At 56.6% G+C, this 26,428-nt stretch carries 24 protein-coding genes and 1 pseudogene; 10 read left to right on the plus strand and 15 right to left on the minus strand.

Annotation, left to right across the window (positions count from 1 at the left end):
• The first annotated feature begins 46 nt into the window (after nucleotides 1-46).
• The gene (locus ACMXYH_RS08175; protein WP_129437573.1) at nucleotides 47-1,228 is read left to right on the plus strand and encodes a CaiB/BaiF CoA transferase family protein; all 1,182 of its coding nucleotides are present in this window, start codon (nucleotides 47-49) and stop codon (nucleotides 1,226-1,228) included.
• A gap of 120 nt (nucleotides 1,229-1,348) precedes the next feature.
• Here ACMXYH_RS08175 and ACMXYH_RS08180 read toward each other — a convergent pair whose 3' ends face one another.
• Together ACMXYH_RS08180 and ACMXYH_RS08185 are read right to left on the minus strand one after the other, a co-directional pair.
• Nucleotides 1,349-1,843 carry a SprT family zinc-dependent metalloprotease gene (locus tag ACMXYH_RS08180; RefSeq protein ID WP_033055255.1) on the minus strand — a complete coding sequence of 165 codons (495 nt, stop codon included), beginning with the start codon at nucleotides 1,841-1,843 and terminating at the stop codon, nucleotides 1,349-1,351.
• A gap of 158 nt (nucleotides 1,844-2,001) precedes the next feature.
• Nucleotides 2,002-2,604: a Yip1 family protein gene (locus ACMXYH_RS08185; protein ID WP_008147981.1), complete on the minus strand. Its 603-nt coding sequence runs from the start codon at nucleotides 2,602-2,604 to the stop codon at nucleotides 2,002-2,004.
• 371 nt (nucleotides 2,605-2,975) lie between these two features.
• On the opposite strand from ACMXYH_RS08185, the gene ttcA reads away from it, so the two are divergent.
• Both ttcA and ACMXYH_RS08195 read left to right on the plus strand, forming a co-directional pair.
• Nucleotides 2,976-3,800, plus strand: coding sequence for a tRNA 2-thiocytidine(32) synthetase TtcA (gene ttcA, locus ACMXYH_RS08190; RefSeq protein ID WP_129437571.1), 825 nt, complete (start codon nucleotides 2,976-2,978; stop codon nucleotides 3,798-3,800).
• 138 nt (nucleotides 3,801-3,938) lie between these two features.
• Nucleotides 3,939-4,613, plus strand: a complete 675-nt coding sequence (locus ACMXYH_RS08195) for a DNA-3-methyladenine glycosylase I (RefSeq protein WP_415766791.1) — start codon at nucleotides 3,939-3,941, stop codon at nucleotides 4,611-4,613.
• Nucleotides 4,614-4,712: 99 nt separating this feature from the next.
• Here ACMXYH_RS08195 and ACMXYH_RS08200 read toward each other — a convergent pair whose 3' ends face one another.
• Genes ACMXYH_RS08200 through arsC form a run of 3 tightly spaced genes read right to left on the minus strand, consistent with a single transcriptional unit; the run spans nucleotide 4,713 to nucleotide 6,086 of the window.
• Nucleotides 4,713-5,138: a DUF2069 domain-containing protein gene (locus ACMXYH_RS08200; protein WP_347802256.1), complete on the minus strand. Its 426-nt coding sequence runs from the start codon at nucleotides 5,136-5,138 to the stop codon at nucleotides 4,713-4,715.
• Nucleotide 5,139: 1 nt separating this feature from the next.
• Nucleotides 5,140-5,736, minus strand: a complete 597-nt coding sequence (gene wrbA, locus ACMXYH_RS08205) for an NAD(P)H:quinone oxidoreductase (RefSeq protein ID WP_111451702.1) — start codon at nucleotides 5,734-5,736, stop codon at nucleotides 5,140-5,142.
• Complete coding sequence (gene arsC / locus ACMXYH_RS08210) at nucleotides 5,733-6,086, minus strand: arsenate reductase (glutaredoxin) (protein ID WP_129437568.1); 354 nt, start codon at nucleotides 6,084-6,086, stop codon at nucleotides 5,733-5,735. The genes wrbA and arsC overlap by 4 nt, the downstream gene beginning before the upstream one ends.
• 114 nt (nucleotides 6,087-6,200) lie before the next feature.
• On the opposite strand from arsC, the gene ACMXYH_RS08215 reads away from it, so the two are divergent.
• Entirely contained in the window at nucleotides 6,201-6,668 is a 468-nt protein-coding gene (locus ACMXYH_RS08215) for a TlpA disulfide reductase family protein (protein WP_415766792.1), read from the plus strand.
• 111 nt (nucleotides 6,669-6,779) lie between these two features.
• Here the strand turns inward: ACMXYH_RS08215 and ACMXYH_RS08220 are convergent, their stop codons facing one another.
• The 4 genes from ACMXYH_RS08220 to ACMXYH_RS08235 all read right to left on the minus strand — a co-directional run bounded on the left by ACMXYH_RS08220 (nucleotide 6,780) and on the right by ACMXYH_RS08235 (nucleotide 11,463).
• The gene (locus ACMXYH_RS08220; RefSeq protein WP_134422728.1) at nucleotides 6,780-7,184 is read right to left on the minus strand and encodes an META domain-containing protein; all 405 of its coding nucleotides are present in this window, start codon (nucleotides 7,182-7,184) and stop codon (nucleotides 6,780-6,782) included.
• On the minus strand, nucleotides 7,184-7,618 hold the full coding sequence (locus ACMXYH_RS08225; protein WP_129437562.1) for a hypothetical protein: 435 nt from the start codon (nucleotides 7,616-7,618) through the stop codon (nucleotides 7,184-7,186). The genes ACMXYH_RS08220 and ACMXYH_RS08225 overlap by 1 nt, the downstream gene beginning before the upstream one ends.
• 77 nt (nucleotides 7,619-7,695) lie before the next feature.
• Complete coding sequence (locus ACMXYH_RS08230; RefSeq protein ID WP_415766793.1) at nucleotides 7,696-8,688, minus strand: 2-hydroxyacid dehydrogenase; 993 nt, start codon at nucleotides 8,686-8,688, stop codon at nucleotides 7,696-7,698.
• A 21-nt stretch (nucleotides 8,689-8,709) separates the two neighbouring features.
• On the minus strand, nucleotides 8,710-11,463 hold the full coding sequence (locus tag ACMXYH_RS08235; RefSeq protein ID WP_415766794.1) for a response regulator: 2,754 nt from the start codon (nucleotides 11,461-11,463) through the stop codon (nucleotides 8,710-8,712).
• A gap of 214 nt (nucleotides 11,464-11,677) precedes the next feature.
• Here ACMXYH_RS08235 and ACMXYH_RS08240 point away from each other — a divergent pair, with 214 nt between their 5' ends.
• The 3 genes and pseudogenes from ACMXYH_RS08240 to ACMXYH_RS08250 form a co-directional block, all read left to right on the plus strand.
• Complete coding sequence (locus tag ACMXYH_RS08240; protein ID WP_415766795.1) at nucleotides 11,678-12,400, plus strand: response regulator transcription factor; 723 nt, start codon at nucleotides 11,678-11,680, stop codon at nucleotides 12,398-12,400.
• Entirely contained in the window at nucleotides 12,387-13,817 is a 1,431-nt protein-coding gene (locus ACMXYH_RS08245; RefSeq protein ID WP_415766796.1) for a histidine kinase sensor domain-containing protein, read from the plus strand. Before ACMXYH_RS08240 ends, ACMXYH_RS08245 begins: the two co-directional genes overlap by 14 nt.
• 188 nt (nucleotides 13,818-14,005) lie before the next feature.
• Nucleotides 14,006-14,410, plus strand: a pseudogene (locus ACMXYH_RS08250) (DUF1016 N-terminal domain-containing protein); the annotation flags it as partial.
• Nucleotides 14,411-14,444: 34 nt separating this feature from the next.
• Here the strand turns inward: ACMXYH_RS08250 and ACMXYH_RS08255 are convergent.
• From ACMXYH_RS08255 to ACMXYH_RS08280, 6 genes are all read right to left on the minus strand, one after another.
• Nucleotides 14,445-15,725 (minus strand): TolC family outer membrane protein, encoded by a 1,281-nt coding sequence (locus tag ACMXYH_RS08255; RefSeq protein ID WP_415766797.1) that lies wholly within the window; start codon nucleotides 15,723-15,725, stop codon nucleotides 14,445-14,447.
• A gap of 29 nt (nucleotides 15,726-15,754) precedes the next feature.
• A complete protein-coding gene (locus ACMXYH_RS08260) occupies nucleotides 15,755-17,842 on the minus strand; it encodes a peptidase domain-containing ABC transporter (protein WP_415766798.1) in 2,088 nt (695 codons plus the stop codon).
• A 32-nt stretch (nucleotides 17,843-17,874) separates the two neighbouring features.
• Entirely contained in the window at nucleotides 17,875-19,029 is a 1,155-nt protein-coding gene (locus ACMXYH_RS08265; RefSeq protein ID WP_415766799.1) for a JmjC domain-containing protein, read from the minus strand.
• Nucleotides 19,030-19,086: 57 nt separating this feature from the next.
• Entirely contained in the window at nucleotides 19,087-19,398 is a 312-nt protein-coding gene (locus ACMXYH_RS08270) for a hypothetical protein (protein ID WP_415766800.1), read from the minus strand.
• Between the two features lie 524 nt (nucleotides 19,399-19,922).
• Nucleotides 19,923-20,108 carry a response regulator transcription factor gene (locus ACMXYH_RS08275; protein ID WP_415766801.1) on the minus strand — a complete coding sequence of 62 codons (186 nt, stop codon included), beginning with the start codon at nucleotides 20,106-20,108 and terminating at the stop codon, nucleotides 19,923-19,925.
• A 39-nt stretch (nucleotides 20,109-20,147) separates the two neighbouring features.
• On the minus strand, nucleotides 20,148-21,428 hold the full coding sequence (locus ACMXYH_RS08280; RefSeq protein WP_415766802.1) for an HlyD family secretion protein: 1,281 nt from the start codon (nucleotides 21,426-21,428) through the stop codon (nucleotides 20,148-20,150).
• 344 nt (nucleotides 21,429-21,772) lie between these two features.
• Between ACMXYH_RS08280 and cysM the strand changes: the two genes are divergently transcribed.
• The 3 genes from cysM to relA all read left to right on the plus strand — a co-directional run bounded on the left by cysM (nucleotide 21,773) and on the right by relA (nucleotide 26,394).
• Nucleotides 21,773-22,675 carry a cysteine synthase CysM gene (cysM, locus tag ACMXYH_RS08285; RefSeq protein WP_415766803.1) on the plus strand — a complete coding sequence of 301 codons (903 nt, stop codon included), beginning with the start codon at nucleotides 21,773-21,775 and terminating at the stop codon, nucleotides 22,673-22,675.
• On the plus strand, nucleotides 22,675-24,027 hold the full coding sequence (rlmD, locus tag ACMXYH_RS08290) for a 23S rRNA (uracil(1939)-C(5))-methyltransferase RlmD (protein ID WP_415766804.1): 1,353 nt from the start codon (nucleotides 22,675-22,677) through the stop codon (nucleotides 24,025-24,027). The genes cysM and rlmD overlap by 1 nt, the downstream gene beginning before the upstream one ends.
• Before the next feature lie 123 nt (nucleotides 24,028-24,150).
• Nucleotides 24,151-26,394, plus strand: coding sequence for a GTP diphosphokinase (relA, locus tag ACMXYH_RS08295; RefSeq protein ID WP_129437548.1), 2,244 nt, complete (start codon nucleotides 24,151-24,153; stop codon nucleotides 26,392-26,394).
• The last annotated feature ends 34 nt before the right edge of the window (nucleotides 26,395-26,428 follow it).

Below are 26,428 nucleotides of genomic sequence, written 5' to 3' on the forward strand. Positions count from 1 at the left end.
CGCCGTCGGCTGCCTAGTCTGGGAACATCGTTTACGGAGAACGCCCATGCTCGGTCCACTGGCATCACTCAAGGTTCTGGATTTCTCGACACTTCTGCCGGGGCCGTTCGCCTCGTTGTTGCTGGCAGACATGGGCGCCGAGGTGCTGCGCATAGAATCGCCTACGCGCATGGACCTGCTGCGGGTATTGCCGCCTCACGATCAGGGTGTTTCTGCCAGCCACGCCTACCTCAATCGCAACAAGCGCAGCCTGGCGCTGGACCTCAAGCAACCTGAGGCGCTGGAGGTGATCAAGCAGTTGCTTGCGGACTACGACATCGTGCTGGAGCAGTTCCGCCCGGGTGTGATGGAACGATTGGGCCTGGGTTATGAAGCCTTGAAGGCGATCAATCCGAAACTGATCTACGTGTCGATCACCGGTTACGGCCAGACCGGCCCCTACAAGGACCGCGCCGGCCACGACATCAACTACCTGGCGCTGGCGGGGCTGGCGAGCTACACCGGCCGCGCCGACAGCGGGCCGCTGCCGTTGGGCATGCAAGTGGCGGATATCGCCGGTGGCTCGTTGCACGGGGTGATCGGGCTGCTGGCGGCGGTCATCGCCCGGCAGCAGACCGGGCAGGGGCAGCAACTGGATGTGAGCATGACCGACTGCGTGTTCAGCCTGAACGCCATGGCCGGCGCCGGGTATCTGGCCTGTGGCGTGGAGCCGGGAAGGGAGGATCAGATGCTCAACGGTGGCAGTTTCTATGACTATTACCGTTCCCGCGATGGGCGCTGGTTCTCGGTGGGCAGTCTGGAGCCCGCGTTTATGAAACAACTGTGTGCGGCGCTGGGGCTGGAGGAGCTGGAAACTTTGGGCTTATCGCCTGAACCAGCCTTGCAGAAGGCGCTGAAGAACGCGCTGAGGATTGAATTCGAGACGCGCGATTTCGCCGAGTTGTGCGCGCTGTTTGCCACGTTGGATGCGTGTGTCGAGCCGGTGTTGAGTTTGGGCGAAGCGGTGCGGCATCCGCAGTTGAAGGCTCGGGCGCTGGTGACCGAAGTGCCGCGTGGGGATGGGACGACTCAGGCGCAGATGGCCTGTCCGTTGAAGTTTTCAGAGGGGTTGCCTGAGCCGAAGCACATTGGCGCGGCGCTGGGGCAGCATACGGATCAGGTGTTGGGGGAGTTGGGGTTTAGTGCTGAGCGGATCGAGCAATTGCGGGCTGCCAAGGTGGTTGTGTAGCGCCTGCCAGGACGCCTTCGCGAGCAAGCCCGCTCCCACAGGGGATCTTCGGCGTGACATAAATCCAGTGTGGGAGCGGGCTTGCTCGCGAAGAGGCCGGCACAAACACAGAAAATCTAACTACTCGACCCGCATTTCCCCGCTGAACACCAACGTACTCCGGCACCGCCGACACAAATACCGCCGCCCTTGCCGCACCAAGCCATGGCGCTGGGCCGAAAACGGAAAGTCACTGTCCGCACACGGACACTTGTAGATGTAGCGGGTCACGCTGCGGCGTTTGACGTCATAGGTGTGGCAACGATTGGGCGGCAGCTCGTACACGCCGCGCATGATCAGTTGCCACTCTTCGCCATGCGGCTGGATGCGATCGCCGAACAGTTGATGGGCGATCAGGTGCGCCACCTCGTGGGCCACGGTCTGCTTGAGGAAGTCTTCGGTGTTTTCCCGGTACAGCTGCGGATTGAAGCGCAGCAGGTTCTCGTGCAAATGCGCGACACCGGCTTTTTGCCCGCGCAGCTTGAGGCTCACCACGGGGCGTTTGAAAGGTCGTTTGAAAAAGGATTCGGCGAGTTGGTAACAGTCTTCGACGCGGGTATTGAGTTGCTCGGGCATGCTTGATGGATCTCCAGAGACGTCGAGTATGCCGCAACCCTCGAGAGTTGCGAATCGCCGAGGCGCCGAATGGTCGTCACCGTTTTCTATCCTTGAGCATTAGAAGGCCGCCTTGCGGCGGCCTGTGTTGGCAGATCTTGTTTTTGGGTGATGTGTTGCTAATTGGTGTAGACCGGCCCCACGCCGAGTCCCCAGACAATTACAGTGAACGCCATGATGGCCACCAACACCACCAGGCCAACAGCAAGCACCGAACTTGAAAACAGAAATCCCTCGTCTGATGGAATGTTCATGAAAGTGGGTAGCCCCACATACAGCAGGTACACCGTGTAGCAGATGGCCGCGGTGCCGACGATCATCCCAAGCCACATGTGTGGGTACAGCGCCGCCAGACCGCCGATAAACAGCGGTGTCGCGGTGTAGGTCGCAAATGCAACGCAGCGTGCCAGACTAGGGTTGGCGTCATAGGTACGAGCCATCCAGTGGATGAACGCGCCCATTACCGCCACACCGCCGAGCATCGCCAGGTACGACATGACCGTCATCCATATCGCGCTTTCCACCGTGAGCATCACCGGTGCGCGACTGCCAATGACCCAGCCGACCTGAGTGGTGCCGATAAACGCGGACACCGCGGGGATCGCCGCCAGAATCAGGGTATGAGTGAGATACATGTGGCTGATGCTTTCCTCCTGATCGCCACGGATCTCTTTCCATTCTTGGTCAGGGTGGGTGAAGAGCCCCACTACGTGATGGATCATGCCAGTCACTCCTCTTGTTTTTGCCGTCGCCCCCCAGTGGAGCGCCTACGGGCCAAAGTGGCCGAGTAAGGAAAGGTCTGGATATGTGTGCGACCTTATGTCGCAGTATAGAAAGGACTTAACGACGCAGGTTGCAGGGCTTTAGAGCAAATTGCGCTGTAAACACGCCTGCTAATCGCCGCAGGGTCTGTCACCACAATCCATGTGGGAGCGGGCTTGCTCGCGAATGCGGTGTGTCAGGCAATATGGTTTCGACTGACACACCGCATTCGCGAGCAAGCCCGCTCCCACAGAGGATAGGGGGCTCTTCGCCCGTGACCGGTTTTTGCGTAAAATGCCGGCCTTTCGTCACACCTCACGGATTTCGCGTCATGGGCACTCTTACGGTCAACCAGAACAAACTGCAAAAGCGCCTTCGCCGCCAGGCCGGTGAGGCTGTTGCCGATTTCAACATGATTGAAGATGGCGACAAGGTCATGGTCTGCCTGTCCGGTGGCAAGGACAGCTACACCATGCTCGACGTGCTGATGCACTTGCAGAAGGTCGCTCCGATCAAGTTCGAGATCGTGGCCGTGAACATGGACCAGAAGCAGCCGGGTTTTCCTGAGCACGTGCTACCGGCCTACCTCAAAGAGCTGGGCATCGAGTACCACATCGTCGAGAAAGACACCTATTCAGTGGTCAAGGAGCTGATCCCGGAGGGCAAGACCACCTGTTCGCTGTGCTCGCGCCTGCGTCGCGGCACGCTCTACACCTTCGCTGACGAAATCGGCGCGACCAAGATGGCCCTCGGTCATCACCGCGACGACATCGTCGAGACCTTTTTCCTGAACATGTTCTTCAACGGTTCGCTCAAAGCCATGCCGCCGAAGTTGCGCGCCGACGATGGCCGCAACGTGGTGATCCGCCCGCTGGCCTACTGCAACGAAAAAGACATCCAGGCCTACTCGGACTTCAAGCAATTCCCGATCATCCCGTGCAACCTCTGCGGTTCTCAGGAAAACCTGCAACGTCAGGTGGTCAAGGACATGCTTCAGGAGTGGGAACGCAAGACGCCAGGCCGGACCGAAAGCATATTCCGCAGCTTGCAGAACGTGATCCCGTCGCAGCTGGCGGACCGCAATCTGTTCGACTTCACCAACCTCAAGATCGATGAAACCGCAGCTTCGCGCTTCGTCAATGTTGTAAACATCTGAACAAAATTGTGGGAGCGAGCTTGCTCGCGATAGCGGTGTGTCATTCAGCAGAGATGTCGACTGATACTCCGCAATCGTCGGAACGCCGCCCGGACCAAGCTCGCTCCCACAGGTTTTTCGATTACCTCAGGAGAGGGCATGCGCGATTACAAGTGGCTACACGAATACTGTCTGAACCGCTTCGGTTCAGCGGCTGAACTGGAAGCCCATCTGCCCGTTCCGAAAACCTCGGCGCAATTGCGCAAGATCAGCGACGACCGCTACCTCTCGACCATGGCACTGCGCGTCTTCCGCGCCGGGCTCAAGCACAGCCTGGTGGACGCCAAATGGCCAGCGTTTGAAGAGGTGTTCTTCAAGTTCGACCCTGAGAAAGTCGTGCTGATGAGCGCCGAACACCTTGAGCGTTTGATGCAGGATGCGCGGATCATTCGTCACCTGGGCAAACTCAAGAGCGTGCCGCGCAACGCGCAGTTCATTCTGGATGTGGCGCATGAGAAGGGCAGCTTCGGCGCGTTGATCGCCGATTGGCCGGTCACGGATATCGTTGGGTTGTGGACCTACCTGAAAAAGCGCGGTCATCAATTGGGCGGGTTGTCGGCACCGCGGTTCTTGCGGATGGTGGGTAAGGACACGTTTGTGCCGAGCTACGACGTGGTCGCGGCGTTGAATGCGCAGAAGATCGTCGACAAGGTGCCGACCAGTCTGCGGGATCTGGCCACGGTGCAGGGCGTATTCAACCAGTGGCATGAAGAGAGTGGCGGGCGGCCGATGAGCCAGATTTCGATGATGCTCGCGTACACAGTGAATCATTGAGACCGAGTCGCGCCCATCGCGAGCAAGCTCGCTCCCACAGGGGATTTGTGAACGACGCAGATCCAATGTGGGAGCGAGCTTGCTCGCGATGGCGGTGTGTCAGGCAGCGGAGGTCTCGCCTTCACCCGCCAACTTGCGGTTCAACTGAAACCGCCACCGCACATACAACAGCGCCGAGCAGAACACCGCCAGGCTCGCGCCCATTTCCAGCAAACCGAACAGCTGCCGGTTCGGGTCATACGCGGCCAATGCGCCCTTGATGAAATACAGGTTCACCACAAAGCACATCCATGAATGCCCGCGCGCACTGCCGATAATCATCCCCGGCGCCAGCAACAGCAGCGGCACCAGTTCGATCAGCAGAATCACCCACGGCCGGGCGCCGTGCAGGTCGGCGACCACCAGGTAGTAGGCGCACAGCAAACCCACCAAACCGAAGTAGCACAGCAGGCTGATGACACGCATCGCTCGGACCCGCGGTTCGAGCCATTCGATGGAGGGTAAAATCTTCGGCTTTTTGGCCACGTCAGTTCCCCAGTTTCTGTGCAGTCTTCGCCAAGCGCAGGCCCAAGGCCCGACACAGCGCGACTTCATGTTCATTCAAGCCGCTTTTGCCATCGGCCCCGGCGTGATGGCTGGCGCCGTAAGGCGTGCCGCCGCCACGGGTTTCCAACAGGGCCGATTCGCTATAAGGCAGGCCGGTGATCAGCATGCCGTGGTGCAGCAAGGGCAACATCATCGACAGCAGCGTGGTTTCCTGGCCGCCGTGCAGGCTCGCGGTGGAGGTAAAAACGCCAGCCGGTTTGCCCACCAAAGCGCCGGTCAGCCACAGGTTGCTGGTGCCGTCGAGGAAGTACTTGAGCGGCGCGGCCATGTTGCCGAACCGGGTCGGGCTGCCCATGGCCAGGCCCGCGCAGTTCTTCAAATCGTCGAGGCTGGCGTACAGCGCACCTTCGTCGGGGATGTCCGGCGACACGGCTTCGCATTCGGTCGAGATCGGCGGGACCGTGCGCAACCGGGCTTCAAGGCCGGCCTGCTCGACACCCCGGGCGATCTGCCGGGCCATTTCATTGGTCGAGCCGCTGCGGCTGTAATACAGAACCAGAATGTACGGCGCACTCACGGCAGCAACTCCAGCACATTCTCCGGCGGCCGGCCGATGATGGCTTTGTCGCCGACTTCCAGAATCGGTCGCTCCATGAGTTTCGGGTTGGCGGCGATGGCGGCGATCAATTGCGCCTCGCTGAGGCTGCTGTCGGCCAGGTTGAGGGTTTTGTACTCGTCCTCACCGGTGCGTAGTAGTTGCCGGGCGCTGATGCCGAGCTTGGTCAGCAGGCTCTGGATTTGCGCGGCATTGAGCGGGGTGTCCAGGTAGCGGACCACCGTCGGGGTCAGGCCACGGGCTTCGAGCAGTTCGAGCGCACCGCGGGATTTCGAGCAGCGCGGGTTGTGATAAAGCGTCAGATCGGTCATGTGCGGTTCGCATCTTGCGTAAGGTGACGGCTATTCTAACTGTGCAGCGCGTAATCCAGAACCTTGGGAGGCGATGGGTCGCAGGCGCATTCAATTTTGAACAAGGAATACGACATGACTAGGCGACTGGCAGCGGCATTGGCGATCATCGGTACGTTATTGCTGGGGGGCTGTGGTAACGACTATGGCATCGACCAGAGCGGCCAGAAAGTCGCCGCCGAACGTCTGGACAAACAATGGCTGGTGCTCAATTACTGGGCGGAATGGTGCGGGCCGTGCCGGACCGAGATCCCGGAATTGAACACCCTGGCCGATCAGCTAAAGGCCAAGAAGATTGGTGTGTTCGGGGTCAACTTCGACAATGTGCAGGGTGAAGAGCTGAAAAGCGCCAGTGAAAAACTGGGCATCAAGTTCACCGTGCTGGCTTCTGATCCGGCCGATCTTTTCGAGTTGCCGCGCAGTGAGGCGTTGCCGGTGACTTACATCATCGATAACAAGGGCAAGGTACGGGAGCAACTGATGGGGGAGCAGACGGCGGCGGGGGTGATGGCGAAGCTTGAGGCGTTGCAGGCCAAGAACTAGAAGCAAAAGATCGCAGCCTCGCCAAGGCTCGACAGCTCCTACAGGGTGTTCGGTAATCCATGTAGGAGCTGTCGAGCCTTGGCGAGGCTGCGATCTTTTCGGGGCTGATGATCAACCCTCTTCAAGCCACCAACGCAGCGGCTTCCCTTCTGCCGGCCAGAAACGCATCTGGTCGATCGGCGAGACATCCCAACGCTGAACGTTTTCCAACGCCTGAAGGAAACGTTTCTCCTGCTCCATCAACGCCGGCGCACACAGTTTGCGCGTGCTGCCGACCTTGCCGAAGCTCAGCTTGTCGCCTTCCAGGGTGTACGGCGCGAACCAGTGGTTGCAGCCGCCGTTGCCGTAGGCCCGACCGTCTTCACCGAGGGTGACGGTCAGGTGGCTGTAGTCCATCAATGGACGTTCGCCAATCCACTCCAGAATGTAGCTGCGGTTCTGTTGCAATTGCACCGGCTCGGCGGCGCAGCCCAGCAGGCTGGCGCCAACCATAGCGGTCAGAGCGAGGCGTTTCATCACGCGGGCTCCTGGCATTTCGGGCACAGGTGCTTCTCGCCAACCGTGGTCCAGCCCAGTTCGGTGATCCGCGCGGTGGCAGCAGGCTTTTCAGCCTTGTTGCCCAGCTTGGCGTCGACCGCGAACTCGAAGCTCAGCTCTTTGGCGCAGCTGTCGCAGTTGACTTTCCAGGTATGGATCGCCAGTTCACCGAACACCGGACCACTGGCCACCGCGACCCATTGGCCTGGCGGATTGATCAAGTGGCGAACCGTTTCGACGGTCAGGCGCATGGACAAGTCCTTGGCGCCTTTGAGGGTCACTACCAGCACGTCGTTGTTACGAATCGAGCCGCCGTTGCCGGTGACTTGATAACGCCCCGGCACAAGGGCGCGGCATTCGGTGAGGGTGTGTTGCGGGTTCATCAGGCTGTAGCGGAAATCGTGTTCGACCATGGGTCCTCCAAATATGCGCGGCATGCTAGCACGGACATCAGCGCAGCATGGCGCGGGCGTATGACCTTCGATCTGGTTCAGTCACCCGTCACCAGATTCGTTGGCGCGCCCGCCACCCAGGCGGCGATGTTCTGCAGGGTGGTCGCGGCAATCGCGCCCAGGGCCTCGCGGGTCAGGAAGGCCTGGTGAGCGGTGATGATCACGTTCGGAAAGGTCAGCAGCCGCGCCAGCACATCGTCCTGCAGTGGCAGGTCGGAACGGTCCTCGAAGAACAGCTGCGCCTCCTCTTCATACACATCCAGCCCCAGATAACCCAGCTGACCGTCCTTCAACGCGTCGATCAGCGCTGGCGTGTCCACCAGACCACCACGGCCGGTGTTGATCAGCATCGCACCGGGTTGCATGTGCGCCAGTGACTCGCGATTGATCACGTGTTTGCTTTGTTCGTTGAGCGGGCAGTGCAGGCTGATGATCTGCGACTCGGCCAGCAGTTCCGGCAGGCTCAGGTAACGGGCGCCGAGGGCTTCGACTTGCGGGTTGGGGAAGGGGTCGCACGCCAGCAATTGGCAGCCAAAGCCGTTCATGATTTTCGCGAAGGTCGCGCCGATCTGCCCGGTGCCGACCACGCCGACGGTCTTGCCCACGAGGTCGAAGCCGGTCAGCCCGTGCAGGCTGAAATCCCCTTCGCGCGTGCGGTTGTAGGCGCGGTGCAGGCGTCGGTTGAGCGCCAGGATCAGCGCCACCGCATGTTCCGCCACCGCGTGGGGCGAGTAGGCGGGGACTCGCACAATCGCCAGCCCCAGACGCTTTGCCACTGCCAGATCGACATGGTTGTAACCGGCCGAGCGCAGGGCGATCAGGCGCGTGCCGCCCGCGGCCAGGCGTTCGAGCACCGGCGCGCTGAGGTCATCATTAATGAAAGCACAGACCACCTCGTGATGCTCCGCCAGCACCACCGTATCAAGGCTCAGTCGCGCCGATTGAAAGTGCAGTTCAATGCCGGCCGGTAGCTCGGCACTGAGAAAACTGTCGCGGTCGTAGGTCTGGCTGCTGAAAAGAATCGTGCGCATGCGGTCCTCCTGGAATGTACATCAGGCATTTATACGGGCATGGGCGGCCAGGCGATTGATGGCCCGGTCGAGGTCTTCCAGCGCGCTGGGGGCTTTGGGGTCCTGTTGCTTGAGCAGGGTTTCGCTGCGCTGGCAGGCGGCGCGCAGTTGCGGGACGCCGCAATAGCGTGTCGCGCCATGCAGACGATGGACGCGCTCGATCAGGGCGTTCTGGTCGTTGTTTTCCCGGGCGAAGCGAATCGCCTCGCGGTCGGCTTCCAGCGACGCCAGCAGCATTGCCAGCATGTCCGCCGCCAGATCAGCCTTGCCGGCGGCCAGGCGCAAACCTTCTTCGTGATCGAGCACCTGCAATTCATGACCGCCACCGTGGCTGTCGCTGGAGCGCTCGGGCCCATGGTTACGCAGCGCGAGGCCGGTCCACTTCAGCACCACTTGGGCCAGTTGTCGTTCGCTGATCGGTTTGGTCAGGTAATCGTCCATGCCGCTTTGCAGCAGCGCACGCTTTTCGTTGGCCATGGCGTGAGCGGTGAGGGCAACGATCGGCAGCGGCGTGCAATGCCGTTCACTTTCCCACTGGCGAATCGCTTCGGTGCTTTGCCGCCCGTCCATGCCGGGCATCTGAACGTCCATCAGCACCAGGTCGAAGGTTTCGGTCTGCACCGCCTTGACCGCCGCGTAACCGCTTTCCACCGCGAGGACTTTGGCGCCCATGTCTTCGAGCAGGGTTTGCACCAGCAGCAGGTTGGCCGGGTTGTCATCGACACAAAGCACTTTTGGCGCACGGCTGGACACCGGTTCGCCGGGTTCGCTGCGGTGCTGACGCGGGTTGACCAGGTCGGACAAGGCCCGCCGCAGCTTGCGGGTGCAGGCCGGTTTGGCCTGGAGCTGGCTGTGCGGGTTGGGCACCGAGAGGTGGAACAGCGTCTGTTCAGTGGTCGGGCACAACACCAGCACCTTGCAGCCCAGATGTTCGAGGTCCCAGATGTGCTGATTGAGGCGCTCTGGCGGCATGTCGTTGCTGGTGATGCCGAGCACCGCCAGGTCGATCGCCTGATCGGTCTGATGCGCGCCGGTCACGCCATTGGTCAGGCTTTCCAACGTATTGAACGGGGTGACTTCGAGGCCGCAGTCTTCCAGTTGATGCTGCAACGCCTGTCGGGCCAGTTCGTGGTTTTCCAGCACTGCCACCCGACGCCCGTGCAACGGTGGTCCGGGCAGGTCTTCGGCATCGTCGCGGGTTTTGGGCAGGCTCAGGCTGATCCAGAATTCCGAGCCTTCACCGGGCGTACTGTCGACGCCAATCTCGCCACCCATCTGTTCGATCAGACGTTTGGAAATCACCAACCCCAGACCGGTGCCGCCAGGTTGCCTGGACAGCGAGTTGTCGGCCTGGCTGAAGGCCTGGAACAAGGCGCGCACGTCCTGGTTCGACAGCCCGATGCCGGTGTCCTGAATGCTGATGCGCAGTTGCACGCTGTCTTCATGCTCTTCTTCAAGCATGGCCCGGGCGACGATGGTGCCTTCGCGGGTGAACTTGATCGCATTGCTGACCAGGTTGGTGAGGATCTGCTTGAGCCGCAGCGGATCACCCACCAGCGACAGCGGCGTATCGCGATAAACCAGGCTCACCAGCTCCAGTTGCTTGGCGTGGGCGGCCGGGGCGAGGATGGTCAGCGTGTCCTGGAGCAGGTCGCGCAAGTTGAACGGAATATGGTCGAGCACCAGTTTGCCGGCCTCGATTTTCGAGAAATCGAGAATCTCGTTGATGATCCCCAGCAGGCTGTCGGCGGATTTTTCGATGGTACCCAGATAGTCGAGCTGGCGCGGGGTCAGCTCGCTTTTTTGCAGCAGATGCGTGAAGCCGAGAATGCCATTGAGCGGCGTGCGGATTTCATGGCTCATGTTGGCCAGGAACTCGGATTTGATCCGGCTGGCTTCAAGGGCTTCCTTGCGTGCCAGGTCCAGTTCGATGTTCTGGATCTCGATGGTTTCCAGGTTCTGGCGTACGTCTTCGGTGGCCTGGTCGATGCTGTGCTGCAATTCTTCCTGCGCATTCTGCAAGGTGCCGGCCATACGGTTGATGCCGGACGCCAGTGTGTCCAGCTCCTGGCTGCCGAGGGGCGGCAGGCGGGTTTCCAGATGACCGTCCTTGAGTTGCGCCACCGCTTGCTTGATCTGACTCAGCGGCCGATTGATGCTCCGGCCCATGCGCAACGCCAGTAACGCCGCACCGGCCAGGCCTGCGCCGATCAGCAGCAGGCTGGCGAACAGGCTGCGGTAACCGCGCAGCAGCATGCCGTTGTGGGACAGTTCGAGTTCGACCCAGCCCAGCAGGCGGTCGGCTTCATCGGGAATCACGTCACCGGCCAGATTGCGGTGCTTGCCGAACACTGGCAGCAAGTAACGCGTCGCGTCATTGCCGCTGCGGCGCAGCATCTGCGAACTGTTGCCGATTGGCGCTTGATTGAGCATGGTCGGGCCGGCATGGGCCAACAGGGAGCGGTCGGGCGCGAGGAACGAAACGGCGCGCACGTCTGTTTGTTCGAGGGATTGGGTGGCAATGCGTTCCAGCAAGTCGGTGTTCTTGTGGCCCATGGCCGGGGCCACCAGGGGCGCCAGTTGTTCGGCGATCATCTCGCCACGCTGCATAAGCTGGGTTTGCAGGTCGGATTGCTGCATCCAGGTGAAATAGCCGCCCAGAACCAAGGCCATCAGGCTGGTCGGCAACAGGGTCAGCAATAGCACGCGGCCTTTAATTCCCAGTTTCTTGAGCACGCATCTCTCCTGCATCCAGCGATTTAATGACCTGCACGTACGTCCAGCACGCGCCACCTGCGCAGTGTAGCGATTTGCAGGCGGGCAATCTTCGTAAAATTGATGTCGGCATTCGTCGGCCGGATCACCACTTTTACGTCACGGGCAAACCTTGTGTTGCCCACAGCGAGGCAATCTTGAATAATCGCCAACTGAGAATTATTTGCAGATAGTCATGACTCCCATCACTGCTGGCCACCCTCGTATCCTGTCTATAGAAGACGACCTCATACTCGGCGCCTATGTTCATGAGCACCTGGGACGTTGCGGTTTTCAGGTGACGTGGTGCCAGAACGGTCTGGAAGGCTTGACCATCGCCCGCCAGCAAGCCTTCGATGTGGTGCTGATGGATATTCTGCTGCCGGGCCTGGACGGGCTGAATGTACTGACGCAGTTGCGCCAGAGCCATTCCACCCCCGTGGTGCTGATGTCGGCGCTCGGTGCCGAGGCGGATCGCATCAGTGGTTTTCGGCTGGGCGCCGATGATTACCTGCCCAAACCTTTCAGCATGGTCGAGTTGCGGGTGCGCATCGAAGCGATCCTGCGACGGGTCGCGCTCGACCGCCGGCCAGCGCCGGCACCGATTGCCCCTTCGGCGGACAGCCTGCGTTTCGACGATGAATGCTGTGATGTCTTTTATGGCGAACACGCTGCCGGCCTGACTCGTAGCGAGTACCGGTTGCTGGAAACGCTGAACCGCAATGGCGATGAAGTCCTGAGCAAAGCCTTCCTTTACCAGCATGTGTTGCAGCGCGGTTACGCGCCCCATGACCGCAGCCTCGACATGCATATCAGCCAGATCCGCCGCAAGCTCAAGGCCGTCGGTTACCTCGAGCGCGAAGTGCGTACGGTCTGGGGCAAGGGTTACGTATTGAGTGCTGGCGATGAATTGGACTGACCTGCCGGGCAGGCATTCGCTGTTCTGGAAACTGGCGTGTTTGTTGGTGGCGTTCTGTCTGCTGATGATCTGGCTCAGTTGGTCCTGGGGGCGCTACATGGAACAGAAAAACCTGTTCCTGTCCGACGAGGCACGGGGCACGCTGATGCGCTACGCCGCCGAAGCCGAGCAGGCGTGGAATCAGCGTCAGAGTGCAGGTGTCGATGCCTGGTTGCAGAGCGTCGGCCATCGTGAGTCGACATGGGTCGGTGTGATTGGCGGTGACTTGCAGTCATTGAGCAGTTACCCGCTGACGGAAAAAGAAACCCGGCGCCTGACCTTTTTACGCGGTCTGGATTGGCCGACGAGTCGCCATACCAAAGGCTTGCCGTGGTTGAGAGTGCCTTTTCCCAACGATCCGTCCGCCGGCAGTCTGGTGATCGAACTGCCCCGGCGTTTCGTGCCCGGGCAATACCGGGTGTTCTGGCGGGTGATCACCAACGGGGTGATTCCCGGGCTGTTCACCTTACTGTTGTGCGTCGGTCTGTATCGGTTGCTGGTCGTGCCGTTGAACAGTCTGCGCGAACAGGCCAATGCCTGGCGTGCCGACCCGTTGAACGTGCGTTTGTCGAGCCGCATCACCAATCGCCCGGATGAGCTGGGTGAACTGGGCCGGGCCTTCGATCACATGTCCGAGCGTCTGCAAAGCACGGTGGCCCTGCAACAACAACTGCTGCGCGACCTGTCCCACGAATTGCGCACGCCACTGAGTCGCCTGCGGGTGGCCAGCGAAAGCGAGCAGGGGTTGACGCAATTGCGCGAGCGCATTGGCCGAGAGGTCGATGGCATGCAGCGTCTGGTGGAAGACACCCTGCAACTGGCCTGGCTCGACACCGAACGCGCGCCGCTGCCCGACGAATCGATCCAGATTCAGGCGTTGTGGGAAATGCTCACGGAAAATGCCTGCTATGAAAGTGGCTGGCCGGCGAGCCAGTTGCAGTGTGCGGTGGATTCGTCCTGCTGGGTGCGCGGCCATCTCAATACGTTGGCTCAAGCGCTGGAAAACATCCTGCGCAATGCCATTCGTCATTCACCGCAGGGCAGCGTTGTACGCCTTGGTGGGCAGCGCGATGGCGACTTCTGGCATGTGTGGCTGGAGGATGAGGGCGGCGGGGTGGCAGAGGCGGATCTTGAGCGGATCTTCTGTCCGTTCATTCGACTCGACGGTTCACGGCCGGGGGATGGTGGGTTCGGCTTGGGGTTGAGCATTGCCCGGAATGCGGTGCAGCGTCAGGGCGGGAGTTTGTGGGCCGAGAATACTGAGGTAGGGTTGCGACTGAATATGCGGTTGGTGGCTGATATTGATGGTGTGAGTGATGACGCCATCGCGAGCAAGCTCGCTCCCACAGTGGAGGTGTGCCGGCCACAAATGGTGTGATCACCCCCGATCCCCATGTGGGAGCGAGCTTGCTCGCGATGGCGTCGTCACTGACACCACCATTCTGATTTTGCCGGAGCATTCCCGTTATTTTGTACGACCTTTCCTAAAGGGTATCGCCGACACCTTAAGCCTGACTTGACGGAATAGACTCGCGTTTTTCCTCGTCCAGCAGGAGTTCGGCATGAATGCATCCAGCGTCCCCGGCAACGCAGCCGACGACTGAAGTACTTGCGCTGATTCACAGTGCCAAGCAGCAGGCCATGCAGGCGGTGAATACCCAGTTGATTGAGCTGTATTGGCAGGTGGGTGCTTACATCAGTCGCAAGCTGGAACAGGCTGAGTGGGGCGATTCTGTGGTCAGTCAATTGGCCGAGCATCTGGCTCAGACTCAACCGGGGTTGCGCGGGTTTACCCGGTCGAATTTGTTCCGGATGCGCCAATTCTATGAGACTTATCACGCTGAAGAGAAAGTCGCACCACTGGTGCGGCAATTGTCCTGGTCGCACAACCTGATCATTTTCAGCCAGAGCGGACACCCGGAAGAGCGGGAGTTCTATGTGTGTATGGCGGGTCAGGAAAAGTGGTCGAAAGCGTGAATTTTTAAGTCCGCCAGAGGTCGTGTTTTTATCCGCTCAACAATGCGTTGACTTCAGTAATATCAACTTCACTTAAGGCTCCGGCTGCGGCCTTGAGCTGTAGCTGAGCCAGCAAAGTGTCATAACGGGCGCGAGACAACTGTTGAACGATGTCGCTCAATTTGCCTTGAGCCTCCAATACATCGATACCAACTCGCATGCCTACCTTGTAGCCGATGTGATTGGAGGCCAGCGCCGAATGTGCGGACGACTTCGCAGCCTCAAGCGCCTTAACCTGCGCCATTCCATCCACTACCCCCGACCAAGCCTGTCTGGCTGCTAGCGTAGCCGCACGGCGTGCATCATCCAATTCAAACTCGGTTTGCTCCTGCATAGCCAACGCTTGCCGAGTAGCAGAGCCAATTTTGCCCCCGCTATAAATTGGTATGTTCAAACGCAGTCCGATACTAGATGAGTTTGTACGATTGATATTGGCATTCGGGTTTTGCTGCATGTTTTGACCGATTACCAGATCAACTGTCGGAAGATGTTCTGCTTTTCGGATTTGTACTTCGCTACCGGCGATATCTAGGAGTAGCTCTTGAGTTTGCACGCCAAGATTATCCCGCTGAGCCGCCGCTACCCATGTGGCGAGCTCAAATGGCTGCGGAGGTGAAAGAACCACGCTGTCGTGCAAGCCTTTCAGTGCGCTGGGATTCTGCCCAGTGATTCGAACTAAGTTGAATTGAGCTAGATCAAGATCACTTCTAGCTTTGATAAACTGCGCCATACTTCGATCAAAACTGGCTTGAGCTTCATGTACATCGATAATGCTGACGTTACCAATTTCAAACATTTTTTTGGCGCTCTCCAATTGTTCTGCATCCGCGGTGCGCAGATCTCGAACCGCCTCAAGTACGTCAGTTGCATTTAGGATTTCAAAATAGGCTTGAGCGACCCGCAGCAGCAAGTCCTGCACCGCGCGTTCGAACTGAATTTGCGCTTGTACACGTTGAAGCTCTCCCTGCTGAAACTGAATCCAATTCTGCCAACGAAAGACTGGCTGTATTAGCTGTATACCGTAACTACGATTTTGTCTTTTGTGTTGAATGTTACCGTTCGGGACTTGGTAGTCTGTTTCCATCCAATGAGTCTGGGCATCTAGCGATACATGGGGCAAAAGCCCAGCTCGGCCTTGTGTTGAACGTTCATATCCCGCGCGTAGTTGGGCTTTTGCCGCAGAGTAATGGGCATCATGAACTAATGCTTGTCGATAGGTTTGCAGAAGATCACAGCCGTTGGCCTGAGCGACTACTGCGCCTAGTAACATTGTTGCTCCTAGCACAATATTCCCTGTCTTCACACGTGAGCCTTTGTTTTATCGAGACAGACGTCTTCCACGAGCGCCCCATTATCTAGGCGAACAAGGCGCTTAGCGAAAGCGAGGGTTTCACGACGGTGAGCAATAAATACTCGAGTCGTCGGCATTTCGTTTAACGCCTTAGTTACATTCTGTTCACTGTGTAAATCTAGATGGCTAGTGGCTTCGTCCAAAGCAAGTATTTTCGGTTTTCGATATAAGGCTCGCGCTAATAAAATTCGCTGTTTCTCTCCTCCGGAGAGCCCCGTTCCCAACTCAGATACCAATGTCTGGTAGCCCATAGGCATACTGCCTATAATTTTGTCGATATCTGCAAGTTTAGCTGCTTCTTTCATGCGTTCCTGGCAGAAGTGAGGTTCGAAACAACAGATGTTTTCAGCTAATGAACCGGCCAGTAATTGATCATCTTGCATCACCGATCCGACCAAATTTCGACAAGCCAGACTTCCGAGTTGACGCGTTGGTATTCCCCCGATCAAAATCTCCCCTTCTGTCGGTGTAAGCAAGCCAAGTAATAACTTGAATAATGTTGTTTTTCCGCAGCCAGAACGGCCGACGATAGCAACTGAGTCTCCTGCGTGGACCATAAGTGAAAGATTTTTAATTACCCATGGTTCGTTTGGAGCATATCTGAAAGAAATTTCTCTGAATTCAATGCTTGGTTCTATACGTTCCAGGTCCGTTTCAATTGCTTCGTCCGGCTCTGGTTCTTCTAACGCGATGTCTGCTAGCCGTTCGGTATGGAGCGAAAGCATCCGGATTTCGATGCTCAGATCTATTAGTTTGCTTGCACGTCCAGTGAATTGCCCCTTGTAGGCAATGAAGGCCAGTAGCATGCCTAACGATAGTGCGCCGTGTAGTACCGCTACTCCTCCGACATAGAGAAGTAACATTCCTTCCAGTCCAAATATCAGGGTATTAAGGCTGGCAAACATCAATAATAACTTTTGTGTTGTTATATCTCTATTTTGAACGTCGATAATCAGATTTTGCCAGGTTGCCAAGCGCAATGTAGTGCCATTGAATAGCTTGAGAGGTAAAACTGCTCTTATGGTTTCCAGAAAGTACGAGTTTTCTCGTGCGCTCAGCGCGATGCGTTCTTCAGAAGCATTACGCAAGGGAAAGTAAAATATAATTCTTAATGTGCAGTATAAGGCTAGCGCGGTTAAAACGATCACTGTTAGTGTTGTGCTGTAAAGAAACATCATGGTCAGAGTAATCAATGTGACCACCCCGTCGAGGATCGCGGTGATTGCACTGTTGGTTAAAACGTTGCGAATAGCGGAAAGCGATTGAAAGCGAGCCGCAATATCCCCAAGTTGACGCTTTTCAAAATACGACCAAGGTAGGCGTAACATATGACTGAATAAGTTTCCCGATAGCTGAATTGCTAACTGTTGACTCAGGCGCAATCCCATCCATCCTTGCGCCATCCTCAGCACAAAACTAGTCACCATTAACAGGCAGCCACCAATTGCCGCTAGCAGCAATAGATCGTGATCCGCCGATACCAGTGCGCCATCTACCACCCACTGAGTTACTTGTGGAGCTAGCAATGCAACAATTTCTATTCCTAATGCAAGGACGAAAATGTTGGCCAAGGCACGCTTTAATCCGACAACATGTTTAGTGAAGTAACTCAGGCGGATCCGAGGCTTCAGAGACTCGGGTTGAAATATCGCATTGGGCGTTAACTCTAATGCTACTCCGGTAAAATGTTGTGATGACTCTGCGATCGTCATGACTTTTCGACCAAAAGCAGGGTCTAGCAGTATTAGTTTTTGTCCTTTTAATTTCTCCAGTACTACGAAGTGATCAAGGTCCCAGTGCAAGATGCATGGAGTTTTCAGCCTAAATACTTCGTCTAACTCCAAGCGCAGTGGGCGAGACGAGAAGTTTAATGAATGGGCGTAGCGCATCAGTTGAGCTAAGTTTGTTCCTTTTAGGGAAATGGAGAAGCGTCTGCGAATATTCGCTAGGTCCAAATGCAATCCATGAAAAGCCGCGATCATGACTAGGCAGGCGAGTCCGCACTCCTGCCTTTCTGCTTGTAACGTTACTCGCATAGTTCAGCATGCCCTAAGAAATAAAACTTCAATCAGTAATCGAGTATTTCTAAAATGTCTTGCCGGCATAGTTGGGTGATTATCGTGTTTAGTTCGCTGTAGGGGATTTCTGGGAGTTTGTCTCTTAGTTTTATGATGCTGGATCCAGGCGACTCTGCTATGTGTTGAACTATTTTTAAGCTTTTTAAGTCGAGGTTTAGTCGAGTGCCGTTAGCAATAATATAACCACTGTCTAAGCCTGGATAACAGATTGCACAAATCCGAACACCAAGGTGCTCGGGCAGTGCGCTGGCGCTAGGATTTCCAAAAAACTCCAGAGCTAATGGTGAATCTATGCGAGTGGCGCCGGTAAACTCATCTATGAAACGATGATAGTTTTCAGGGTTGTTTATCAACTCATTGATATGATTACCTACGGAGGCGAGAGTTCTACCATCCTGTCGCCAATTATTGAGAGATTTTCGTGAGTCTGCGTAATTTTCAATATGTGTGAATAGCCAAGATAGATAATCTACCGTTAAGGCAGGAAACGTCCCCACGGATAGATGGAAAGTTGGCTCTCCCAATGGTAGAGGGTTATGCCACCAACCGCGTGGAATATATAAGATATCCCCGGCTTCCAAGATAATGTCCATGTAAGGATCTGATGGGCAAGGATGCTGATCTTTGTAGTCTTTGCTTTGTTGAGTAAATATGGGAGACTCCATTGACGGCTCATAAATTATCCAACGCTTACGACCAATCAATTGAATTGCAAACACATCCCGGGTATCCCAGTGGCAGGGAGATGATTCCTTTTCACCTAGCGCCACGTAAGCACTACTAACTACCTGTCTTCCAGTAAATACTGCTACTTGTCTTGAAAGTTGGTCGACTTTTCCAGAGTGTTTAATTTTATTGGCGATTAATGTAGCGCCGTTTTTTAAGTACTCATAGACAGTCGGTTTGACAAGTCTATGTCGCAATGTGCCGATTTCTAGGTATTTTTCGGTGTATTCGTGTTTGGGTATCAAACCATTCAGAAATAATTTGAGGTCTTCGGATGCGACGTCACTATTGTTATAGACTTCATTCGCCTCTTGCCAAGGGAAATAGGTTTTGGCGACTGCGCTCTTTATTAGTAGCGGCTTTTTTTCCTGATATTGCTCGGCGAAATCACCAGGAGATATGTTGAATGCGATGCTCATCCGATAGCCTCAAGTGTATTTTAATTATTTGTTCAGGTTGTTTTTTAGCAGCTAGGATTAGTTGTAATTTGTCCCTGCTGTGAAAGCATTTTGAACCTGGCCGCCTAGCATTCCGCCGTAGTAACCAATATGGGCGCCAACAGCGGTTGATGCTGCTATTTGCCCCGCCCCTAAACCTGCTGGTCCTAAGATAAATCCTCCGACTGCGCCGGTCACGGTAGCTCCGACAAGTCCTTCAGCACTACCTTCTCCGGTTGCCATGGAGTTTCCTATATATCCAGCTGCTGCTGTAACACCACCAATTAAGGCTCCGGGTGGCCCTACGGCACCTGAAACAAATTCTAAATCATATATTGAGAGTTCTTTCATGGTTAAGCTCCATTGTTCTATTTTGTCTATCTTGTAATGGTTGGGAGAATATGCGTTATTGTTAAATATGCTGTAAGTAGAACTATGTAGGCTGTCAATATGGTTATTGCTATGCTTCTCTGTATCCCCCATCGCATGCGCAGCAGTTTGAAAAAGCAATAGTAGAGGAGAAATGAAATGGCAACGACAATAGAGGGGGTAAGGGCGTCAGAGACTGTGCCCTCCACAAAGCGTATGCCAAATATATACATACTCCACTCTTCATTGTTATCAGTAAGGTTTTGCTTGGTCATGAGGTTTTTGTGCTCTGTTTGTCAATACCTATTTGGTGGTTTTTAGTTGTGTTTTATATTTTTGAGTGGTGTAAAGTCGAATTTCGGTTTTATCGGTTTTATCGGTTTTATCGGTTTTATCGGTTTTATCGGTTTAAGCTTTAAAGTATTTTTATTTTTGGGTGGTAGATCGGTATAAGAGTATTGCTTTGAATGGTTTGGTGATGTAATCCTACATGTGTAGGGTATGGCTTAAATATTTGAGTTTTTCATTTTTGCTACAAATAGCTCAGCTCTAGATTTAACCCCATGTTGATGAAAGATCGAAGATACGTAATCGCGCACCGTGAAGTCGCTTATCCCAAGCTCCCGAGCGATTTGTTTGTTGGTCTTTCCTTGTAGAAGTAAATGTAGGATTTCTTTTTCTCTGTTAGTCAATTAGGTGTTGCTCCATGCTGTTCGTGATTAAAGGCAGACTCAATGCGAGCGTTTTCCAGTGATTGAATAAATCGGCTCCAGTGCCCATTCATAGAGCCGGCGTTTATCTTGCACGATATCAGCCTCAAGCAACATTCCAGCCTGCAGTGGTTGTGAGTTGCCGTATAGATTAATCGTCTGAGAATCGAGCTTGACGGTTACGCGGTAGAAGAGTTCGGTTGGCTGGGTTGTTTCATGAACAACGCTTGCAATGTGCGCTGGTAGTTCCTGAACTGCATAAGGGCTTTTCGCCATATCGATAATTCGACCTCGTGCCATACCGAATTTTTGATAGGGATATGCGGAATATCGGATGAGTACTGTCTGGCCCTTTTCTATGAAACCCATTTTTCGTGAGGCTACATACATGTGAGCTATAAGATCAGCACCTTGGGGAATGAGGCTGGCAAGAAGTGCCCCAGCTGTGACCTGTTGCCCAATTTGAATATTCAATCCGGTTATAGTTCCGGCAAATGGCGCAGAGCTAACTTGCTTGTTGCGGATGTCGTTTTCCGCCTGTTCCTGTCTAACCAGTGAGATGCCTTTGTCTATCTCGGCGATTTCGTTGCGGTGCCGTAACTCGGCCTCCTGACGCTGCATCTGCAATTCCATGTGTTCGCGATTGAGGCTAGCGCGAGCTCGCTGAATACTTTGCTGTTGTCCAAGCAATGCGAGAAGTTGTCCTTCCTCCTGTTGATACTGGGCGACAGAAATGAAGCCAGCCGCTACTAGGTCTTTTAGTCTCTTATGCTGAATCTCGGACAAATCTACACGTCGAGCGATCAGGCGTATCTCTTCTCGATACTGACCCAGCTCTCCGGTAATCGTGACGAGTCGGCTATCAAGTAGGCGAACTTGTCCGGCGATGCGATCATTTGCGGATATGCGATTACGTTCCAGCACCAGTAAACGCTGAGTGAGCTGTTCCGCTATCAACTGTTGTGTACCTCCGGTGGCACTGACGCGTTCGCCGGAGATTACAAACAGGTCTTCACCAACGCCTACAGTCTGGCCTTCGTGAGCAAAAACTTCAGTGAGTAGCCCTGTAGTGGGAGATGTCAGGCGTAACATGCCCTGCTCAGGCATGAGCAAACCTCCCACGGTAGCTTTACGGGTATACGTTCCAAAGTAAGAATAGATCAAGACCACCAGTATTAAAGCTCCGGCCAAGATGGCTGCGACACCATATCCCCAAGGTTGATGTATCAGTACGCTACCGAAGCGTTGTTCGTTCTTCGCACTGATAGCTTCAGAGCGAAATAAAGCTAAAGCGTCGGACATCGTTTTTAGTCTTTGGCAGGTTATCGATGTGCAGCATCGCGCTACTTAGCGTGATCGCACTACAAAGGCTATCGATGAAAGTCATTACCCACCAGTTCACGCAAACCGCCAAAGCTTGAGTGAAACGTCCGACGAAAGCGTCCTTAAAAACCGACATTTTTTAGAAAGTCAGTTTTTCCTACATGTTCAATGCTTCCGTCTGTAAGGCGAGGCTTGCACGCTAGCGACTGCACACCTCGTCACCCTTATTCCCATAAACCATAAGCACCGTACTTTGCGTGATATGGCCTGGGTCGGTTTGCCGGTATGATAGGCGCCCCCGCAGTCTGGATTGCGAATACGCCATGACCTTGCAGTACCCAACCATCGCCGATTGCGTCGGCAACACTCCGCTGGTCCGTTTGCAGCGCCTGCCTGGCGACACCAGCAATACCCTTTTGCTCAAGCTCGAAGGGAATAACCCGGCGGGTTCGGTCAAGGACCGTCCGGCGCTGTCGATGATCACCCGCGCTGAATTGCGCGGGCAGATCCACGTCGGCGATACGCTGATCGAAGCGACCTCGGGTAACACTGGTATCGCCCTGGCGATGGCCGCCGCGATCAAGGGTTACAAGATGATCCTGATCATGCCGGACAATTCCAGCGCCGAACGTAAAGCCGCCATGACGGCGTATGGCGCCGAGCTGATTCTGGTCACTCAGGAAGAGGGCATGGAAGGCGCTCGTGACCTCGCCCAGCGAATGGAAGCCGAAGGCCGCGGCAAGGTGCTGGATCAGTTCGCCAACGGGGACAACCCGCAAGCGCACTACACCACCACCGGCCCGGAAATCTGGCGTCAGACCGAAGGCACCATCACCCATTTCGTCAGCTCCATGGGCACCACCGGTACCATCATGGGCGTCTCGCGCTACTTGAAAGAGCAGAACGAGAGCGTGCAGATCATCGGCCTGCAACCGATGGAAGGCTCGGCGATTCCGGGTATCCGTCGCTGGCCGCAGGAATACCTGCCGAAGATCTACCAGGCCGAGCGCGTGGACCGGATCGTCGACATGGCGCAAAGCGAAGCCGAAGACGTGACCCGTCGTCTGGCCCGCGAAGAAGGCATCTTCTGCGGCGTGTCCTCGGGCGGTGCCGTGGCAGCCATGCTGCGTCTGTCCAAAGAAGTTGAAAACGCGGTGATCGTCGCGATCATCTGCGACCGTGGCGACCGTTACTTGTCGACCGGCATTTTCGACGCGCCTAACTGATGGCCAAGCAAGAGAGAGGCCTGCGCTTCCAGCCCACCGGCGGCAGCAAGGCCCCGCAAATTCCGACCGGCAAAAAGCAGCGCTTGAGTATTGAGCGCCTGGCTAATGACGGTCGCGGTATCGCGTTTTTTGAAGGTCGCACCTGGTTCGTCATCGGCGCATTGGCCGGTGAAGAAGTCGAAGCGCGCGTGTTGGGCGCCCACGGCAAAGTGGTCGAAGCGCGCACCGAACGGGTGTTCCAGGCCAGCGAACTGCGCCGCCCGGCACCGTGTCCGCATGCCGGTCGCTGTGGCGGTTGCAGCGTGCAACATCTGCCGCACAACGAACAACTCGCCCTGAAACAGCGCATGCTCGCCGAGCAATTGTCGAAGGTCGCCGGTGTTGAACCCGAAGAATGGGCCGCGCCTTTGAACGGTCCGGAATTCGGTTACCGGCGTCGCGCCCGAGTGGCGGTGCGCTGGGACATGAAGGCGAAAAAGCTCGAAGTCGGTTTCCGCGCCGCTGGCAGTCAGGACATCGTTGCGATCAACGAATGCATGGTGCTGGTACAGCCCTTGCAACCGATCATGACCCGCTTGCCGGAAATGCTTCGGCGCTTGAGCAAACCTCAGGCGCTGGGGCATGTGGAGTTGTTCAGCGGTTCGTCGTTGGCGGTGTTGCTGCGGCACATGGCGCCGCTGTCCGACGCCGACATGACGATCCTCAAGGATTTCTGCACTTTCCATGAAGCCCAACTGTGGCTGCACGGCGACGGGGAACCGCAACCGGTCGAGGCTGACCAGTCGTTGGGTTATCGGCTTGAACAGTGGGATTTGAACCTGGCGTACCGACCGGGAGATTTCATCCAGGTCAACGCCGGGGTCAACGAAGCGATGATCGCCCAGGCGTTGGAGTGGCTGAAGCCGACGGCGGAGGAACGAGTTCTCGATCTATTCTGTGGTTTGGGTAACTTTGCCTTGCCGCTGGCCAAGGTCGTTCGCGAAGTGGTGGCGGTGGAAGGTGTGCAGGCGATGGTCGAGCGAGCAGCCGCGAACGCTGCTAGCAACAATCTTCATAATGCGAAGTTTTTTCAGGCCGATTTATCCCAGCCTTTGACCGATGCCGAATGGGCGCGCGAAGGCTTTTGTGCGGTACTCTTGGACCCACCGCGTGACGGTGCTTTCGAGGCAGTGCGCAAGCTTGCGTCCCTGGGCGCCAAACGGTTGGTGTATGTGTCGTGCAATCCGGCAACGCTGGCGCGCGATACGGTCGAATTGATCAAGCAGGGCTACCGGTTAAAACGTGCCGGGATTCTCGATATGTTTCCTCAGACGGCACATGTCGAGGCCATGGCGTTATTTGAAGCGAGCTAGGACGGCTCGTCTGGTCCGACTGGCCCGCCCGTGCAGCCGCGTACCGGCCCTGATGTGGGCGCACGGGCAACGAAGGTCAGCGATTTGACGCATTGAATCTGCGTCGTAGGGAAGGTAAGCAAGATGGTACAGGTGAGAGCACACCAGCCGATCAACACCGACGGCAGTATCAATCTCGAGGCTTGGCTCGATCACGCGGTCAGTGTCGATCCGGCACTGGATCGCGAAGCCTTGAAAGAAGCGTGCGAGTTTGCTCGTGCGTCTGAACAACAAGCCAATGCGGCGAAAAACCTGTGGTCCGAAGGGACCTCGAGTTTCCGCACGGGCCTTGAGATCGCCGAGATTCTCGCCGACCTCAAACTCGATCAGGATTCGTTGGTTGCCGCGATCCTGTATCGCGGCGTGCGCGAAGGCCAGATTGAGTTGCCGGCGATCAGCCAGCGCTTCGGTCCGGTGGTCGCCAAACTCATCGACGGCGTGTTGCGCATGGCGGCGATCAGCGCCAGCCTCAGCCCCCGTCAATCCCTGGTACTGGGCACGCAGGGCCAGGTCGAAAACCTGCGCAAGATGCTGGTCGCCATGGTCGACGACGTTCGCGTTGCGCTGATCAAACTGGCCGAACGCACCTGCGCGATTCGTGCGGTGAAAACCGCCGATGACGAAAAACGCAACCGCGTCGCCCGTGAAGTCTTCGACATCTACGCGCCTTTGGCTCACCGTCTCGGTATCGGTCACATCAAGTGGGAACTGGAGGACTTGTCCTTCCGTTACCTTGAGCCCGATCAGTACAAGCAGATCGCCAAGTTGCTTCATGAGCGGCGTCTGGATCGCGAGCGCTTCATCGCCGACGTGATGAGCCAACTGAAGAATGAGCTGACCGCCACCGGCGTCGATGCCGACATCAGCGGTCGGGCCAAACACATCTATTCGATCTGGCGCAAAATGCAGCGCAAGGGTCTGGAATTCAGCCAGATCTACGACGTGCGCGCCGTTCGCGTGCTGGTGCCGGAAATGCGCGACTGCTACACCGCGCTCGGTATCGTCCACACCCTGTGGCGGCACATCCCGAAAGAATTCGACGACTACATCGCCAACCCGAAAGAGAACGGCTACCGCTCGCTGCACACCGCGGTGATTGGCCCCGAGGGCAAGGTGCTGGAAGTGCAGATCCGCACCCACGCCATGCACGAAGAAGCCGAGCTGGGCGTTTGCGCGCACTGGCGCTACAAGGGCACCGACGTCAAATCCGGCTCCAACCACTACGAAGAGAAAATCTCCTGGCTGCGTCAGGTCCTCGAGTGGCATGAAGAATTGGGCGACATCGGCGGCCTGGCAGAACAGCTGCGGGTCGATATCGAACCGGATCGGGTGTACATCTTCACCCCGGACGGTCACGCCATCGACTTGCCGAAGGGCGCGACACCGCTGGACTTCGCCTACCGCGTGCACACCGAAATCGGTCACAACTGTCGTGGCGCGAAGATCAACGGGCGCATCGTGCCGCTCAACTACAGCCTGCAAACCGGTGAACAGGTCGAGATCATCACCAGCAAGCACGGCACCCCGAGCCGCGACTGGCTGAACCCGAACCTGGGTTACATCACCACCTCGCGGGCACGGGCGAAGATCGTTCACTGGTTCAAATTGCAGGCGCGCGATCAGAACGTCGCCGCCGGTAAAACCTTGCTGGAGCGCGAACTCAACCGCCTCGGTCTGCCAGCGGTAGATTTCGACAAGCTGGCCGAAAAGGCCAACATGAAAATGGCCGAAGACATGTTCGCCGCGTTGGGTGCAGGCGATTTGCGTCTGGCACAACTGGTGAACCTGGCGCAGCAACTGGTCGAGCCGGAACGCGGTAGCGAACAGCTGGAACTGATTCCACGCAAAGCCACCGGTTACAAACCGGGCAAGCGCGGCGACATCCAGATCCAGGGCGTCGGCAACCTGATGACCCAGATGGCCGGCTGCTGCCAGCCGCTGCCGGGGGATGCGATTGTCGGTTACATCACCGTGGGCCGCGGCGTGAGCATTCACCGCCAGGACTGCGCCTCGGTGCTGCAACTGGGCGGGCGCGAGCCCGAGCGGATCATCCAGGTCAGCTGGGGGCCGGTGCCGGTGCTCACCTATCCGGTGGACATCATCATCCGCGCCTACGACCGGTCCGGTCTGCTGCGTGACGTTTCGCAAGTGCTGCTCAACGAGCGGATCAATGTGCTGGCGGTCAACACCCGCTCGAACAAAGAGGACAACACCGCGTTGATGTCCCTGACCATCGAGATTCCGGGGCTGGATGCACTGGGGCGGTTGCTGGGGCGGATTTCCCAGTTGCCGAACATCATCGAAACCCGTCGTAACCGTACGCCGTGATGGTGATCCCCTGTGGGAGCGAGCTTGCTCGCGA

The organism is Pseudomonas frigoris (assembly GCF_047758635.1).
GTDB lineage: Bacteria > Pseudomonadota > Gammaproteobacteria > Pseudomonadales > Pseudomonadaceae > Aquipseudomonas > Aquipseudomonas frigoris.